The sequence below is a fragment of the Mycobacterium sp. 1482292.6 genome, assembly GCF_001672995.1.
GTDB lineage: Bacteria > Actinomycetota > Actinomycetes > Mycobacteriales > Mycobacteriaceae > Mycobacterium > Mycobacterium europaeum_A.
The window spans coordinates 1-15,221 of record NZ_LZKV01000120.1; the positions used below are offsets into that span (position 1 = coordinate 1).

14 protein-coding genes and 1 pseudogene are annotated in these 15,221 nt (G+C 66.0%); 11 read left to right on the forward strand and 4 right to left on the reverse strand.

The window, feature by feature from the left end:
* Positions 1-72: 72 nt before the first annotated feature.
* Positions 73-768, forward strand: coding sequence for a hypothetical protein (locus A5624_RS12470; RefSeq protein ID WP_197505165.1), 696 nt, complete (start codon positions 73-75; stop codon positions 766-768).
* Positions 765-1,673 (forward strand): enoyl-CoA hydratase/isomerase family protein, encoded by a 909-nt coding sequence (locus tag A5624_RS12475; protein ID WP_066866540.1) that lies wholly within the window; start codon positions 765-767, stop codon positions 1,671-1,673. The genes A5624_RS12470 and A5624_RS12475 overlap by 4 nt, the downstream gene beginning before the upstream one ends.
* A 17-nt stretch (positions 1,674-1,690) precedes the next feature.
* On the opposite strand, the gene A5624_RS12480 is transcribed toward A5624_RS12475, so the two are convergent.
* Positions 1,691-2,503 (reverse strand): TetR/AcrR family transcriptional regulator, encoded by an 813-nt coding sequence (locus tag A5624_RS12480; RefSeq protein ID WP_066866544.1) that lies wholly within the window; start codon positions 2,501-2,503, stop codon positions 1,691-1,693.
* Between the two features lie 192 nt (positions 2,504-2,695).
* Between A5624_RS12480 and A5624_RS12485 the strand changes: the two genes are divergently transcribed.
* On the forward strand, positions 2,696-3,493 hold the full coding sequence (locus A5624_RS12485; protein ID WP_066866546.1) for an SDR family NAD(P)-dependent oxidoreductase: 798 nt from the start codon (positions 2,696-2,698) through the stop codon (positions 3,491-3,493).
* Between the two features lie 43 nt (positions 3,494-3,536).
* Positions 3,537-4,553 (forward strand): dihydrodipicolinate synthase family protein, encoded by a 1,017-nt coding sequence (locus tag A5624_RS12490; protein WP_066866548.1) that lies wholly within the window; start codon positions 3,537-3,539, stop codon positions 4,551-4,553.
* Between the two features lie 61 nt (positions 4,554-4,614).
* Here the strand turns inward: A5624_RS12490 and A5624_RS12495 are convergent, their stop codons facing one another.
* Positions 4,615-4,854, reverse strand: coding sequence for a CsbD family protein (locus tag A5624_RS12495; RefSeq protein WP_066866550.1), 240 nt, complete (start codon positions 4,852-4,854; stop codon positions 4,615-4,617).
* 353 nt (positions 4,855-5,207) lie between these two features.
* On the opposite strand from A5624_RS12495, the gene A5624_RS12500 reads away from it, so the two are divergent.
* The 7 genes and pseudogenes from A5624_RS12500 (at position 5,208) to A5624_RS29490 (ending at position 12,836) form a co-directional block, all read left to right on the forward strand.
* A complete protein-coding gene (locus A5624_RS12500; protein ID WP_066866552.1) occupies positions 5,208-6,053 on the forward strand; it encodes an enoyl-CoA hydratase in 846 nt (281 codons plus the stop codon).
* 30 nt (positions 6,054-6,083) lie between these two features.
* A complete protein-coding gene (locus A5624_RS12505) occupies positions 6,084-7,286 on the forward strand; it encodes an amidohydrolase family protein (protein ID WP_066866647.1) in 1,203 nt (400 codons plus the stop codon).
* Between the two features lie 32 nt (positions 7,287-7,318).
* On the forward strand, positions 7,319-8,944 hold the full coding sequence (locus A5624_RS12510) for an acyl-CoA synthetase (RefSeq protein WP_066866554.1): 1,626 nt from the start codon (positions 7,319-7,321) through the stop codon (positions 8,942-8,944).
* Positions 8,941-9,771 (forward strand): amidohydrolase family protein, encoded by an 831-nt coding sequence (locus tag A5624_RS12515; RefSeq protein WP_066866556.1) that lies wholly within the window; start codon positions 8,941-8,943, stop codon positions 9,769-9,771. Before A5624_RS12510 ends, A5624_RS12515 begins: the two co-directional genes overlap by 4 nt.
* A gap of 2 nt (positions 9,772-9,773) precedes the next feature.
* The gene (locus tag A5624_RS12520) at positions 9,774-10,820 is read left to right on the forward strand and encodes an acyl-CoA dehydrogenase family protein (RefSeq protein WP_066866558.1); all 1,047 of its coding nucleotides are present in this window, start codon (positions 9,774-9,776) and stop codon (positions 10,818-10,820) included.
* Entirely contained in the window at positions 10,821-12,020 is a 1,200-nt protein-coding gene (locus A5624_RS12525; protein ID WP_066866560.1) for an acyl-CoA dehydrogenase family protein, read from the forward strand.
* A gap of 218 nt (positions 12,021-12,238) precedes the next feature.
* Positions 12,239-12,836, forward strand: a pseudogene (locus A5624_RS29490) (class I SAM-dependent methyltransferase).
* 5 nt (positions 12,837-12,841) lie between these two features.
* Here A5624_RS29490 and A5624_RS12535 read toward each other — a convergent pair.
* Together A5624_RS12535 and A5624_RS12540 are read right to left on the reverse strand one after the other, a co-directional pair.
* The gene (locus tag A5624_RS12535; protein WP_066866648.1) at positions 12,842-13,987 is read right to left on the reverse strand and encodes a thiolase family protein; all 1,146 of its coding nucleotides are present in this window, start codon (positions 13,985-13,987) and stop codon (positions 12,842-12,844) included.
* A gap of 13 nt (positions 13,988-14,000) precedes the next feature.
* Positions 14,001-15,215, reverse strand: a complete 1,215-nt coding sequence (locus A5624_RS12540) for a CaiB/BaiF CoA-transferase family protein (protein ID WP_066866650.1) — start codon at positions 15,213-15,215, stop codon at positions 14,001-14,003.
* Positions 15,216-15,221: the final 6 nt, after the last annotated feature.

The window sequence follows — 15,221 nt, forward strand, 5'->3', positions numbered from 1 at the left end:
GCGATGAGGAGGAGTGGCGCGATGACCGCGCCGGCGACGATGCAGAGCACAGCGATGAGGAGGAGTGGCGCGATGACTTTGTCGGAGGGGCATGCCGCGCGCGCGTCGACGGGCAACGGCGACGCCAGATTCGGCGAGGCGCCGCTTGCCCAGACCGTGGCCGCCGCTGCCGCCATGCGGCGCCTGAGTTCGCTGCTGGTGTCCCTCGAGCACCCACACCCCGCGGTGGACGCCATGCTGGAGAAATTCGCCGAGTGGGAAGGCGAGCTGGTCGCCGCGGCGCCCGCGGACAACGCACCGCGCATCGGCGAATTGCCCGACGATCCGCGCCGCGTCTACCTCAACCACGCGACCGACATCGGTGCATACAACCCGTGCTTTCCGGAGTACCGGTTCGACGGACTCGACGCCGAGAACGCTACGGGCACTGTCGAATTCCCCCTGGTGTACGAAGGGCCGCCGGGCCTGGTGCACGGCGGCTTCCTGGGCGTCTTCTTCGACTGCGTCATCCAGCACCACAATTGCGTCACCGGCCTGTCCGGCAAGACACGATCCCTGGTCGTAACCTTCCGCCGGCCGACCCCGGTGTTGACCGAGCTGCGCTTCGACATAGCCCGCACGGAGGGTGAACGCGGCATCACGTCGACCGGGCGGCTGTCGCTTCACGACGAAGTCCTCTGTACCGGCGAGGTCAACACGTTGGCGTCACGGCCGGAAAAGCTTGCCGGATCGCGGTTCGGCAGGCGCCGAAAGGAGTCCGATACATGACCGCCTCGAGCACCTCTGACGATCGCGTGCTCTTCGACATCGATCCCGATCGGCGCATCGCGACCATCACGTTGAACAATCCCCAACAACGCAACTCCTATGACGCGGCAATGCGTGAGGCCGTCGCCCGATGCCTTGATCAGGTGGCCGAGGACGACGACCTGACGGTGGTGCTACTGCGCGGGGCGGAGGGGGTGTTCTCCACCGGTGCGGACATGAACAACGCCTACGGATGGTACGGCTCGTCCGCGCCACCGGACCAGGCGGCCGGTGCCGACCGGGCCGCCAAACGTCGCCCCAGCCAGCGGCGACGACTTACGGTGGACCGCAAGTCTTTTGGCTTCTACCACAATTTCATGGGATTCCCGAAGGTGACGGTCGGGGAGATCGCCGGTTACGCGCTCGGCGGCGGTTTCGAGATGGCGTTGATGACCGACATCTCGGTCATCGCGCGTGACACCAAGATCGGCATGCCCGCGACACGGTTCCTGGGCCCCGCCCTCGGCAGCCTGCACATGTTCTTTCACCGGCTCGGCCCGGTGCTGGCCCGGCGCCTGCTGTTGACCGGCGACATCATCGAGGCGGGCGAGATCGAGCACCTGGGAATCTTCACCGACACCTGCGCACCCGGCGCGGTGACGGCCCGCGCGCGCTACTGGGCCGAGAAGGCGGCGAAGATGCCCGCCGACGGGGTCGTCATCGCCAAGGAGGCATTCCGGCTGGTCGAGCAGAGCCAGGCGTATCAGGGCGAAGAGGTCGCCAGCTATCTGTTCCACGCGCTCGGCACCAACCTGCAATTCGGGCCGGGCGAATTCAACTTCGTCAAGACCCGCGCGCAGCACGGCGCCAGGGAGGCGTTCCGGTTACGCGACGAGCACTTCCACGTCCCGGAACCCGAGGGCTGACAAGCCCTTTCGGGGCGCTAGCGAGCCGCTGTCGCCTTGGTCCGGCCCCGGGCCGGCGCCGACTTGGCCGGCTTGCGCTGCCGCGACGGCGCCGCCTTGCCGCCCTTGGATCCGTTGCTCTCGTCGATCAGCCGGCTGGCGTGATCGAGGATGCAGGTGAGTCCGTATTCGAAATTCGTTTCGTCGGGGGCGCCGATGCGGTGGCCTATCCCGGTCACCTGAGCGAGCAGCGGCGTCTTCTCCGGGTCGATCGCAACCGCGTCCTCGATGGCCCGGGGACCGACGTCCGAGGACTGGTTCTTTTCGTAGAGCCGTTGCAGCACCACTGAACCGCGCACGTGCACCGAAATCGCCGAATAGGTGTCGAAGGCATCCTCCGGCGACAGCCCGGCCTGCACCAGATTGGCGACCGCCTTTTCCATCTCCTGAGCGCCCATCCGCGCCGCCTTCGGCGAAAGCGCGGCTCGAATCAAAATCAGGTCGCACAGAATTGGGTTGCCCATGAACGTCTTACGCATCAAGCGCGCGTGGTTGGCCAAGGTCTCACGCCAGTCGCTGGCCTCGACATAGGGCGTGGCGAACACGTACTTGCTCAGCGCGCGGTCGGTCATCGCGTTGAGCAGGTCGTCCTTCTTGCGGAAGTACCAGTAGATGCTCGTCACACCCACGCCGAGATGTTTGCCGAGCAGCGGCATGCTCAGGTTGTCGATCGACACCTGCTCCGCGAGTTCGAATGCGCCGCTGATGATGTCGTCGGGATTGATGGACCCGCGTTCGCGTCGTTGACGCTTATCGGCGGTTGCCTGTTTTGCCACTACGGGCACCTCCATCAAAATCCGTTCCGGGTATGCGGTCTGGCAGCCGTGCTGCCGGTACGATTGAATTTACCGGCACTTCTTTTTTGACCTGCGTATACGCCTTCGTGTCACATTATCCCTCTGCTACTGTAATACCTATCGTAGGCTTTTTGGTAAAGCGGCTGGACAGGCGAAAATGACCAGACTGGGGCTACGGATTACGCAATGGATCTAGGGCTGGCGAATGCCACGGCGGTGGTAGTCGGCGGTAGCCGCGGCATGGGATTGGCAACGGCGCGCTGCTTCGCCGACGAAGGCACCCGGGTCGCGGTGATAGGCCGCAGCCGCGACGCCCTGGACGCCGCGGTGACCGATCTCACGCAGCGCGGTAGCCCGGACGCGATCGGATTGACGGCGGACATCGGGGACGACGGTGCGGTGAGCGAGGTGTTCGGCGAGCTCGCCCGGCGATGGGACGGCGAACTCAACGCGCTGGTTATCACGGTGGGACCGGGCGCGGCCGGCACGTTCGAGCAGCTGACCGACGACCAGTGGCGGCAATCCGTCGAAGACGGCGTGCTGGGAATGGTGCGCTGCGTCCGCGCGGCGCTTCCGCTGTTGCGCAAGGCGCAATGGGCCCGGATCGTGAACTTCTCCGCACACTCGACGCAGCGGCAAAGCGTCATGCTGCCCGCCTACACGGCGGCGAAGTCGATGCTGACCAGCGTGTCGAAAAACCTGTCTCTGCTGCTGGCCAAGGACGAGATCATGGTCAACGTGGTGTCGCCGGGCAGCATCGCATCGGAATCGCTGATCGGCTGGGCGAATTCGGTGGGGGTCGACGGCAATGACCCTTACGCCCTGATGGACGCCATCGGCAAGCATTTCGGTCATCCGGCGCACATGCCGCGTGCGGGCTTGCCGGAGGAAATCGGCCCGGTCGCCGCGTTCCTCGCCTCGCGGCGCAACTCCTACATGACCGGCGCCAACATCAACGTCGACGGCGGTTCGGACTTCACCTGACGACGGGTCGAAGAAATCGATTGGCAGACAAAAGGAGTCGATTGTGGCTACGGCAGCGGAGGCGCGGGCGTGGGCGTCGGGCGCATTGCGGGGGATCGGTGACTCCCTTTACACGCCGTTCTGCGGCACCGACGGCGATGACATCGACTGGGAGGCCTATCGGACGCTGGTGCGCTATTGCGTCGGTGATCTGGGGCATCCGATGTTGTGGTGTACCAGCGGGATCGCGGAGTTCTGGTCGCTGACCATCGAGGAACGCAAACGCCTGCTGGAGGTGGCCGTCGAGGAAGCGCGCGGCATCAATCCCGACGTGGTGGTGCAGGCGTGCACGGCGGCGATGTCGGCGAAGGACTGCCTGGACCTGACGCTGCACGCGCAGGAGGCGGGGGCCGACATCGCCTACATCCAAACGCCGATGATGGAGGCGCACGGGGGTGACGGCGTGCTGCGCTTTTTCAAATACGTGGCGGCGCGGACGGATATCGCCCTGGGCATGTTCAACTCGCCGTCCTCGGGTTACGTCTTGACGCCCGCCGAGAGCGCCCGGATCTACGACGAAGTTCCCGCGGTGTGCGCGACCAAGGAAGGCGCCTTCCGGCCGGCGAGCAGCCGGATGCTGCATGAGCTGGCGCCCGGCCTCGCGGTGTGGGAATGCGACAAGACCGTCTACCGGGCCGGCTGGCTGCGCGACGGGATCGTCTGTCCGGCGCAATTGGGTACCGCCGGCTACCTTTTCGAGACGCCCACCCGGCGACTGTTCTCCGAATACTGGGATCTCATCCAGAGCGACAAACTCGTCGAGGCCATGGACTACGGCCGTGAGTCGGGCTTGGACCAGTTCGACCTCGACGTCGGATCCTGGTGGACCTGTTACCCCGGCCGCGCGGATTACTTCACCCACTGGGGCGGCGCATTCAAGTACGCCGCATCGCTGCTGGGCCTGCCCATCGGCGCGTATCCGCACTCCCGCCCCCCGCAGGCCGAGCTGCCCGCCGAGGCGAAAGCCCAGATCGAAAACGCCTACCAGCGGTTGGGCCTGCTGGAAACCGCGTTGCGGTAGCAGGGTTTACGCAGCGAAGCGGGCCCGGTCAGTGACCGGGCCCGCTCGACTAGCTGACCGTTTACTGCTGCTCGGCCCGCTCGCGCTCCTCGTAGGCCTTGGCCTTGCCGCGGGCTTTCTCGGCGGCGGCTTCCTTCTTGCCGGCGTTGCGCTGCGCTTCCGCCTTGTCCTGCTGAGCCTTGCCCTCTTCGGCCAGGCTGTCATTGCCGATGATGATCCCGATGACCTGCTTGGTCTTCCCGAGGGCATCCTCGACGATGCCACGGACGAGTTCGATCGGACCACTCTTGACGTCAACCATTGCGTCTACCTCCCTTGTCGACTGGCTGGCTTGTTCCGGGATTCCCGATCGCGCGGCCGACGCAAACGTGGCAGCAACGTGTCCCACACCACAACATTTAAGTCTTGCCACGTCGGCGGCCGGTTGCCGCCGAAAATTCATTTCCGGCACCCGATTCGGCGGTTACGACCGCGTCAAAATCGTCGCCCGCCGGGCCGTCGACCCGCGGGCGCCCGAGTCGGCGTCGCGGTGCGTGAAACCGCTGTTTAGTCGGGGTTTCGCCGCCGGATCGCGGCAGTTGTGGAATGCAGTACCGATAGGTATACAGTATGGGTACAAACTCGCCAGTCGATCAGCTATGAGGGGACGGTCTGATGAGCGCCGCCGACCGCGTGGTCACCGATGCGGCGGTGCTGTATGAGACCACTGAAACCGGTGTGGCGGTTCTGACGTTCAATCGCCCGGATCGGCTCAACGCCTGGGGCCCCGACATCGCCGCCGGGTTTTATGCGGCGATCGATCGCGCCGAACAGGATCCGGCCGTCCGGGTCATCGTGTTGACCGGCCGGGGCCGGGGGTTTTGCGCGGGCGCGTATTTGGGCGCGCCAAGTTCGGCACCCGGCTATGGCGAGACGATGGAGAAGGCCGGTCAGACGAATCTGGCCGAGTTGGTCGGGGAGCGCCCGCCGCACTTTGTGACGACGTTGCGCAAGCCCGTCATCGCGGCCGTCAACGGGGCGTGTGTCGGCATCGGGTTGACCCAGGCGCTGATGTGCGATGTCCGGTTCGCGGCCGCCGGCGCGAAGTTCGGCGCGGTGTTCGCGCGTCGGGGTCTGATCGCGGAGTTCGGCATCTCTTGGATACTGCCGCGGCTGACCAGCTGGGGCGTCGCCCTCGATCTGTTGCTGAGCGGGCGGACGTTTCTCGCCGAGGAGGCGGCCGAGTTGGGTCTGGTCAAAGAGGTTGTCGCGCCGGACGATTTGATGAAGCGCGCGCTGGAATACGCCGAGGACATCGCCGCGAATTGCTCCCCGGCGTCGATGGCGGTGATCAAGAGGCAGGTATACGGCGACGCGACCCGCGACGTCGAGCAGGCCAATTCGCTCGCCGAAGTTTTGTTGCACGAGGCGATGCCGCGCCCCGATGTCATCGAGGGCATCACCAGTTTTCTCGAGAAGCGGCCGCCGCAATTCCCGTCGCTCGATTCGACCGACGCTTAGTGTTCGCCGGTAATGGCGGAAAGGATGATCATGGCTGAGTTGGGTTACCAGGCGATCGACGTCGACAATCACTACTACGAGCCGCTGGACTCGTTCACCCGCTATCTGGACAAGAAGTTCAGGGGGCGGGGCGTCCAGATGGTCAACGAGGGCAAGCGGACCTGGGCCGTGATCGGCGGCCGCATCAACCATTTCATCCCCAACCCCACCTTCGACCCGATCATCGTGCCGGGTTGCCTCGACCTGCTCTTCCGCGGCGAGATCCCCGACGGGGTCGATCCGGCCTCGCTGATGAAGGTCGAGCGGCTGGCGGAACACCCCGAGTATCAGAACCGCGACGCCCGGATCGCGGTGATGGACACCCAGGACATCGAGACGGTGTTCATGCTGCCGACGTTCGGATGCGGAGTCGAGGAGGCGCTCAAGCACGACATCGAGGCGACGATGGCGTCGGTGCACGCGTTCAATCTGTGGCTCGACGAGGACTGGGGCTTCGACCGTCCCGATCACCGAATCATTGCCGCACCGATCATCTCGCTGGCCGACCCGGACAAGGCCATCGAAGAGGTGGAGTTCGTGCTCGCGCGCGGCGCCAAGCTGGTGCTGGTGCGCCCGGCGCCGGTGCCCGGCTTGGTCAAGCCGCGGTCGCTGGGCGATCGCAGCCACGACCCGGTCTGGGCGCGGCTGGCCGAGGCAGGGGTGCCGGTCGGATTCCACCTGTCCGACAGCGGCTATCTGCACATCGCGGCGGCCTGGGGCGGCAAAGCGACGTTCGAGGGCTTCGGCGCCAAGGATCCGCTGGATCAGGTGCTGCTCGACGACCGCGCCATTCACGACACGATGGCGTCGATGATCGTGCACGGCGTGTTCACCCGTCACCCGAAACTCAAGGCGGTCAGCATCGAGAACGGCTCGTACTTCGTGCACCGGCTGATCAAGCGATTGAAGAAGGCGGCCAACACCCAACCCCAGTACTTCCCCGAGGACCCGGTGGAGCAGTTGCGCAACAACGTCTGGATCGCGCCCTACTACGAGGACGATCTGGCCGACCTCGCCGGCGCCATCGGCGTCGACAAGATCCTGTTCGGTTCCGACTGGCCGCACGGGGAAGGCCTCGAATCGCCGGTGTCGTTCGCCGAGGAGCTAAAGGGCTTCAGCGAGTCCGACGTTCGAAAGATCATGCGGGACAATGCGTTAGACTTGCTCGGCGTCCAAGTCGGCTCGGCCGCTTGACCTCCCTTGATCACCCGAGGCCGGCTACACCAGTGAGCGAATGGACCATAGGGGCGGTTCTCGACGAAATCGCCCACGTCGTCGGGGACCGGACGATGACGGTATGCGGCGGCCGCCGCAGCACCTTTCGCGAGTCGGCCGAGCGCACCCGCCGGCTGGCAAACTTCCTGGCGGGCAACGGATTAGGGGCACATCGGGAGCGCGCGACGCTGCAGAACTGGGAATGCGGGCAGGACCGGGTGGCGCTGGTCATGCACAACGACCTGTACCCGGACATGGTCATCGGCTGCCTCAAGGCCCGCACCGTCCCGGTGAACATCAACTACTACTACACGCCGAACGAGGTCCGCGAGCTGCTCGACTACGTCAAGCCCCGAGCGGTCATCTACCACCGCGGGCTGGGCGCGAAATTCGCCGACGTGCTCACGGATGCCGGCGTCGACCTGTTGGTGTCCGTGGATGACGGCAGCGGCGCTGCGGAACTGTCGGGCGCGGTGTCGTTGGATGACGCACTGGCGCAAGGGGATACCGGCCGGGGGGTGACGGCGTCCCCGGACGATCTGCTGATGATCTGCACCGGCGGCACCACTGGTCGGCCCAAGGGCGTGCTGTGGCGACAGTCCGACATCTATGTGTCCTCCATGGTGGGGGCCGATCATGCCTGCGCGGAAGAGATCCACGACAAGGTGCGCGGTAACGCCGGTGCGCCATGGTTCGCCGTCTCGCCGTTGATGCACGCGGCCGGCATGTGGACGGCCTTCTCGGCGATCATGGCCGGCACCACCGTGGTGATGTATGACACCGGCCGCAAGCTCGAACCGCGATTGGTGTGGGAGACCGCGCAGCGCGAAAAGGTCGGCCTGATGACCATGGTGGGGGATGCCTACGCCGCGCCACTGGTGGCCGAGCTGCAGGGCGGCTTCTACGACTTGTCCTCGCTGTACGCCATCGGGACCGGGGGCGCCGCAACGAATCCCAAGTATCAACAAGCCCTGCTGGAGCTGTTACCCCACATCACCCTCATCAACGGTTACGGCTCATCGGAGACCGGGAACATGGGCTTCGGCCACAGCCGGCGCGGCTCCCAGGCCGACACCTTCACGCTGCGCGAAGGCGGCTTGGTGCTTTCCGAGGACTACAGCCACTTCCTCTCCCCCGGCGAGCCGGAAGTGGGCTGGGTCGCCCGGGAAGGGCGAATACCGTTGGGCTACTTTGACGATCCCGACGCCACCCGCAAGACCTTCCCCGAGATCGACGGCAAGCGAGTGGTGATCTCGGGTGACCGCGCCGCACTGGAAGCCGACGGCGCGTTGCGGTTGTACGGCCGCGACTCGCTGGTGGTCAACACCGGCGGCGAGAAGGTCTTCGTCGAGGAGGTCGAAGAGGTGCTGCGCGCCCACCCGGCGGTCGCCGACGCGCTGGTGGTCGGCCGGCCCAGCGAGCGCTGGGGCGAAGAGCTGGTCGCGCTCGTCGAACTGCGCGACGGCGCCACCGGAACCGCCGAGGAGCTCCACACGCTGTGCACGTCGCGACTGGCGCGGTTCAAGGCGCCCAAGGAGTTCCTCGTCGTCGAGCGGGTTCAGCGCTTGGGCAACGGGAAGGCCGATTACCGTTGGGCGAAACGTCACGCAACAGCAAAGGCGCCGATGTCGACATGAAAGCTATCGATTGCCTGGTCAACGTGCACTTCGGCGAGACCGAGCAGCAGCCGACCTGGATGCTCAAGGTGCGGGACGACTACTTCAAGGGGCCGGAGTCCATGTTCGCACCGGTCGAGTTGTCGAAGCTGCTCGAGGAGATGGACGCCCAGGGTGTGCGCAAGGCGATCTTGATGGACAACCTGGCCACGCCGTCGGTGACCGCGCGCAAATTCGTCGAGGAGAAGCCCGACCGGTTCGCCCTGGCGATGGGTGGGGTCAACCTGTTGCGCCCGATGCCGTCCCTGCGTGAGTTGTCCGCCATCGTCGACGACCTGCCCGTCGCCTATGCCGCTGTGGGACCGAGCTTTTGGGGCGACGGCCAATACCCGCCCAGCGATGCCGTCTATTACCCGCTGTACACCAAGTGCGCCGAGCTCGAGCTGCCACTGTGTATCAACACCGGCATCCCCGGACCACCCATCCCCGGGGAGGTGCAGAATCCGATCCACCTCGACCGGGTCTGCGTGCGATTCCCGGAGTTGAAGCTGTGCATGATTCACGGCGCGGACCCGTGGTGGGACATCGCGATCAGGCTGTTGATCAAATATGCCAACCTGCGGTTGATGACGTCGGCGTGGTCGCCGAAACGGTTGCCGGAGAGCCTGTTGCACTACATGCGGACCCGCGGGCCGGACAAGGTGATCTTCGCTTCCGACTGGCCGGTGCTCAAAATGCACCGCGTGGTTCCCGAAGCGGCCGGGCTGGACCTGCCGGCCCACGTGCTCGACAACTATCTCTACAACAATGCCCAAGAATTCTTCTTCGGTGGCCAGGAGGAAGGCTGAGGATGGACCGCTATGAACTACGTAGGCTCGACTACAGCCTGACGTCGGATCACGAGGCGTTGCAGGCCGCCTACCGCGATTTCTTCAAGACGCATTGTTCGATCGAAACCGTGCGCGCCGCGGAGGAAACCGGCTTCGACAAGAATCTGTGGGAACGGTTGTGCGCCATGGGCGCAACGACCATGGCGGTGCCCGAGTACGCGGGCGGGGACGGGGCGACGCTCGTCGACCTGACCCTGGTGGCCGAGGAGATCGGCCGGTCGCTGGCGCCGGTACCGTGGATCGACCAGGTTTGCACCGCACGGCTGCTCGCGCGCCTCGGCGCGGTCGAACCCGATGTGGTCCACGGCAAGCGACTCGCGGCCTTCGACCCGCAGCACGACAGCGCCGCCGGGGCGCGGCTTTTGCCCACCGGGTCGATCGCCGACCAGATCATCGTGCGCGACGGCGACGACGTCGTCGCGCTGACGTTCGGCACGCGCCCGACCAAGGTGGACAACATCGGCCGGCTGCCGATGGCCTGGGTGGATCCCGCGTCCGCCGATACCCGCACCGTGCTGGCCGGCGGATCCGAGGCGCTGGCCGAATATCAACGGGCGCTGGATGAGTGGCGGGTGCTGAGCGCGGCGGCGTTGGTGGGCCTGGTGGAGGAGACCATGACCATCGCCGCCGAATTCGCCAAGACCCGCTACACGTTGGGCGTGCCGATTTCGACGCTGCAGGGCATCTCGCATCCGCTGGCCAACATCGCGATCACCGTGCAGGGCGGTCGCAACCTGGCGCGGCGCGCGGCCTGGTTCCTGGACAACGAGCCGCACGAGCGCCCGGAGCTGGCGCCCTCGGCGTTCGTGTTCATGGCCGAGGAGGCGGCGAAGGCCGCGACCATGGCGGTGCATATCCAAGGGGGACTTGGCGTTTCGGCGGAGGCCGCCGCGACGGCATATCTGGTGCGAGCCCGTGGCTGGGCATTGGCCGGCGGGGATCCCGGCGCCAGCGCCAAGTATGTCGGCGAGCTGGTCGCCGCGCGCGAAAGTGGAAAGGGCGCCTAAGTGGATTTCTCACGAGTCACGCTGTCCGACGACGATCAGCGGTTCCTCGAAGAAGCGCGCGACTTCCTGCGCACGCATGTGACCGAGGACGTCAAGCGCAGGGACCGCGAAACGGGTGACAACTTCGACGAAGGAGTGCACCTGGCATTGGGCGCCGCCGGTTACCTCGAACGCGAATGGAAGTCGGAGGCCGACGGCGGCTTCAGCAGGGTGCGTCGGCGCATCTGGGAACTGGAGAAACGGCGCGCGCACGTGCCCTGGGTGACCTGGGGCACCACCGCCATGGTGGCCCGCTCGGTCGCGAAGTTCGGCTCGGCCGAACTGCGGGACGAGGTGTTGCCGGGCGTGTTCAGCGGGCATGTCCGGCTATGCCTGGGCTACACCGAACCCGAGGGCGGGTCCGACATCGCCACCTGCAAGACCCGCGCGGTGCGTGACGGCTCGGGAGATGGGGGCTGGATTATCAACGGTTCCAAGATGTTCACCACCGGCGCGCACAACTGCCAGTTCGTCTTCCTCATCACCAACACCGACCCGGGTGCGCAGAAGCACAAGAGCCTCACGATGTTCCTGGTTCCGCTGAACTCCCCGGGCATCGAGATCCAGGGCATCCGCACCGTCGACGGCGACCGCACCAACATCGTCTACTACAGCGACGTGCGCGTCGACGACAAGTATCGCCTGGGCGACGTGAACGCGGGCTGGACGGTGTTGCGCGAGCCCCTCAACACCGAGCACGGGGCGGTCGCGGCCGCACCGGACGGGCTGCAAGACGTGTCGATCATGATGCACCAGGCCGGTTTCATGGCCGACGCGCTGGACAAGGCGGCGGCCAAAGTAACGCAGCCAGACCCGAACGGGCGCAGGCTTATCGACGACGCCGCGGTGGCCTATCGCCTGGGCCGCAGCGCCGCGCGGATGGAAGCCTCCCTGAGCGCGCCCAGCATCTTCGGACGCGTCGCGCTGGCCCAGACGATGCGTGACATCTCCCCGGATCTGATGGACATCCTGGGCACGGCGTCGACGCTGCCCGTCGGCACCGACGGGGCGGACGACGGCGCCGCCGAGTACGTGTACCGGTTCGCGCCGCTGGTCGGGATCTATGGCGGCACCCTCGAGGTGTTCCGCAACATGATCGCGCAGTACGTGCTGGGTCTGGGCAAGCCGGCGTACGCGCCCGTCGCGCAGAAAGCCTCGTAGCCGCGGCTAGCGCTTCGCACCAGCGAAATCCAATGTGAGGCTAGGGCTTTGGGTGTGAATTTGCGGCGGGGTTTGCCGGCGCGTCGTCGCCCGGTAATGACACTCAAAGCCGAGGATTAACACTCGACGCGCCCCCGGCTTGCCGACGCCGTTGCTTCCTGCCGTCGAGTTAGGTTACCCTAACTTCGATGGAAGGAGGTCTGATGGCGACAACATGGGTGGGCGCGCTGCTGCGGAAAAGGCGCGATCCGGGACCGTCCCCCTTTCCGCATCAAGCGACGTTTCTTCTGGACAATCCAGTTCGGCGAGCGCTGATGCCGCCCCGGCGCATCATCGACGCCTTGGACCTGACCGGCACCGAGCGGGTTCTCGAACTCGGACCGGGCCCGGGTTTCTTCAGCGTCGAGATCGCTCGCCAGCTCACCGATGGCAGGCTCGACTTGTTCGACCTCCAGCCGGAAATGCTGGAGAAGGCTCGGCGCCGACTCGAGCGGGCCGGCTTCGTTGATGTCGGCTTCACCAGTGGGCAGGCAAGCGAGCAATTCCCGTTCCCCGACAACGCTTTTGATGTGGCGTTTCTGGCGGCGGTGATAGGGGAGGTGCCCGACCAGCCAGGCATGCTTACGCTCGCTGCACCGCGTCTTGAGGCCAGGTGGCCGACTTGTTTTCGTGGAGATGCCGTCCGATCCCGACCGGCTGAGCGTGCCGCAGTTGCGCGACCTCGCCGAACCGGCGGGCTTCGAGTTCACCCACGCAACAGGAAACCGCAGGGAAGACGTCGTGCACTTTCGCGCGGTCGCGCAGAAAGCCTCTTGACGCCGTCAGGTCGTGAGGATGGTCGCCGCGGCGGTGCCCGGCGCGCCGTAGAGCTGCGTGAATCCCACCTTGGGGTTGCCGGGCACCTGACGATCGCCCGCCTCACCGCGGAGCTGGCGCACGATCTCGTGGATCTGCCGCAAACCGGAGGCGCCGATGGGCTCGCCGTTGGCGATCAGCCCGCCGTCGGTGTTGACCGGCATCGCACCGTTGATCTCGGTGGCGCCGTCGGCCAGTAGCTTCTCCTGATCGCCGTGCTCGCAGAACCCGCACTCGGCCATGTGAATGATCTCGGCGCCGGCGTCGGTGTCCTGCAACTGGATCACGTCGACATCGTCGGGGGCGATGCCCGCCTTCTCGAAGGCGGTGCGGGCGGCGTAAACCGTTGGGGCCACGTCTTCTTCGACCGGGGCGCACGTGGTGTTCACCTCGTAGGCTCCGTAGCGGCGGGTGCGGACCTCCACCGCCCGCAGGTAGACGGGCTTGGAGGTGTAGCGGTGCGCGATGTCCGCCCGGCACATGACCACGGCGGCGGCGCCCTCGTCGGGCGCGCAGAACATGTACTGGGTCAGCGGATAATTGAGCATCGTCGAGTTGAGGATGTCTTCCTCGGAGATCGGCTTGCGGCGAAAGGCGTTGGGATTCATGGCCCCGTTGCGGAAGTTCTTGGCCGCGACCTTGGCCAGGGTCTGCTGCGAGATGCCGTGGTCGTGCAGGTAACGGTTGGCTTTCATGCCGAAGAACTGGGTGGTCAGATACTGCCCGTTCTGCGCATACCAGCGCGGCATGCCGACCAGGGCGGGGTCTTCGGTGAACGCGCCGCGCGGGTGCTTGTCCAGTCCGATGGCGATGCCGATGTCGTAGTCGCCCAGTCGGATACCGTCGGCGCACGCCTTGGCCGCGCTGGCCGCGGTCGCGCACGCGTTGAACACGTTGGTGAACGGGATGCCGGTCAGCCCGACCATGCCGACGATCGCGTCCGGGTTGGCCACCGTCCAGCTGCCGCCGGTGGCGAATTGGACGTCGCGCCAAGCGATACCGGCGTCGGCGACAGCGGCGTGGATCGCGTCGACGCCCATCTGCATCGCCGACTTGCCCTCGAAGCGCCCGAACGGGTGTAAGCCCACGCCGATGATGGCGACATCATTCACGCCGCGCCACTCCTCACGCAATAGCTCCTGCATTCTTGAGTTCGTCGATCCGGTCCCAGTCCATGCCGAGCTCCATCAGGACCAGCTCGGTGTGCTCGCTGGCCTGCGGCGCCCGCGTCGTCGTCAACGGCTCGTGGTTGAACTGGACGGGGCCGCGGACCACGCGGAACGGCTTGCCGCCGCCGGCGAGCTCGACTTCGGCGATCATGTCGTTGGCGATCGCCTGCTCGTCGTCGACCAGGTCGATGAGGCTCTGGAACGGCGCCCATTGGCCCTTCATGGTCTTAAGGTGTTGTCGCCAATAGGCAAAGGGCTTGGCGGCGAAAGCTTTTGCGATCAGTTCGGCGGCGGCGTCGGCGTTCTGGATCAGCGGGAGCACGTCGGAGAAGCGGGGATCGTCGGCCGCCTCGGGGATGCCCAGGTGTTCGAACGTGTCGCGGATCAGCCCGGTCGGGCTGATGATGCACAGGTTGATCGTGCCGCCGTCGGACGTTTCGTAGTTGCCCATGAAGGGATTCACCGACGGCGCGCCGGAACCCGGCATGGGGGTGCGCATGACCTCGCCGGTCTCCATGCCCTGCGTCACGCTGGCGCCGGCCGCCCACCAGGCAGTGCTCAGCAGCGACACGTCGAGCTCGACGGCCTCACCGGTGCGCTCGCGATGCAGCAGCGCGGCCGAGATGCCACCGGCGATGAACATGCCGCCGATCGAATCGCCGAACGCGGGAATGCCTTGTCCCAGTGCGTCGCCCAGCTCCTCGGGGGTCAGGGCGTACCCGATGCCGCTGCGCGTCCAGAACGCCGTGCCGTCATAGCCGCCGGTGTCACGCTCGGCGCCTTTGTCGCCGTAGGCCGAGCCACGGGCGTACACGATGTTCGGGTTCACCGCCCGAATGTGCTCCACGTCGAACTTGTGCTTCTGGCGCTGCGCGGGCATGTAGTTGGTGAGGAACACGTCCGCGGTTTTGGCGAGCTCGTAGATGACCTCCTGACCGCCGGGCGTGGAGACGTCGATGCCGACGCTGCGTTTGCCGCGGTTGGGATGTTCCATCAGCGGGTGTCGTTCCGGATCGACTTGAATGCCACCCATATTCAAGAACCCGCGCTGGGTGTCGCCGCGGGCCGGGTGTTCGACTTTGATGACGTCCGCTCCCCAGTCGGCCAGGATGGCTCCCGCCGCCGGAACGAAGGTGAACTGCGCAAGCTCCAAGACCCGAAAGCCCGACATGACTTT